Annotated in this window: 1 protein-coding gene; it reads left to right on the forward strand. The window is 77.7% G+C overall.

Going from position 1 to position 1,437, the window contains the following annotated elements; translation table 11 throughout:
• Positions 1-61: 61 nt before the first annotated feature.
• Positions 62-1,437, forward strand: a 1,376-nt coding sequence (locus tag NH602_RS30815; RefSeq protein ID WP_253069686.1) for a polyketide synthase, incomplete at its 3' end; no start/stop codon positions are given.

Genomic DNA, 1,437 nt, shown 5'->3' on the forward strand with positions numbered 1-1,437 from the left:
GCGGCACCGCCCGCGCCGCCGGCCGCCGCGCCGCCCGCGCCCGCGCCGCGGCGGTGGCCGGATGAGCGACACGCACGAGCCCGTCGCCGTCGTCGGCATGGCGTGCCGGTTCCCCGGGGCCGACGACCTCGACGCCTTCTGGCAGCTGCTCGTCGACGGCCGCGAGGGCCTCACCCGGGTCGACCCGGGCGGCGTGCCGCGCGCCCTGCGCGAGCGCCCCGGCTACGTCCCCGTCGCCGGGATCCTCTCCGACCAGGACCGCTTCGACCCGGGCCCGTTCGGGCTGACCGGGGCCGAGGCGGACCTGCTCGACCCCCAGCAGCGGCTGTTCCTCCAGACCGCCTGGCACGCCCTGGACCACGCCGGGCACGGCGGCGTCCGGGACGCCGGAGCGGTCGGGGTGTTCGCCGGGTCCATGCAGTCGAGCTACCTGGCCTCCAACCTCGCCGACCGGTGGGACCCCACCGGCGCGGGCCCGGACCCGCTCGGGAGCCTCGCCACCGCCATGGCGACCCAGCCGGACTACCTGCCGTTGCAGACGGCCTTCCGGCTGGGACTGTCCGGGCCGGCCGTGGCGGTGTCGACGAGCTGCTCGACCTCGCTGGTCGCGGTGCACCTGGCCGTGCAATCGCTGCTGAGCGGGGAGTCCGACACCGCGCTCGCCGGCGGGGTGTCGCTGATCGTGCCGCAGGGCCGCGGCTACGTGCACGTGCCCGGCGGGATCTTCTCCGCCGACGGGCACGTGCGGCCCTTCGCCGCCGCGGGCAGCGGGATCGTCTACACCCAGGGCGTCGGCGTCGTGGCGCTGCGCAGGCTGTCCGACGCGCTCGCCTCCGGCGACGTGGTCCACGCCGTCGTGCACGGCACCGCGGTCAACAACGACGGCGCCGACAAGGCCGGGTTCACCGCGCCGTCGGTACGCGGCCAAGCCCGCGTCGTCGCCGAGGCGCTCGCCGTCGCCGGGCTCGGCCCCGCCGACATCGGCCTGGTCGAGGCGCACGGCACCGCGACACCGCTCGGCGACCCGGTCGAGGTCACCGCGCTGCGCCGGGTACTCGGCGACACCGGTGAGCCGTGCGCGCTCGGCTCGGTGAAGGGCAACATCGGCCACACCAACTCCGCGGCGGGCGTCGCGTCGCTGATCAAGGCCGTGCTGGCGGTGGCGCACCGGAGGGTCCCCGCCACGCTGCACGCGGAACCGGCGAACCCGGCGCTGCGCCTGGACGGGAGCCGGTTCCGGCTCCCCGCGGTCTGCGCGCCGTGGACCGGACCCGTGCACGCCGGTGTCAGCTCGTTCGGCATCGGCGGCACCAACGCCCACGTCGTCCTCGGTCCGGCCCCGCAGCGGGCCCCGGCCGCCGACGACCCCCGGCCGCAGCTGCTGTGCGTGTCCGCCGCGACCGCCGAGGCCGCGCGGGCGACGGCCGCGCGGGTGGC

Origin of the sequence: Pseudonocardia sp. McavD-2-B (genome assembly GCF_024124365.1) — a bacterium.
GTDB lineage: Bacteria > Actinomycetota > Actinomycetes > Mycobacteriales > Pseudonocardiaceae > Pseudonocardia > Pseudonocardia alni.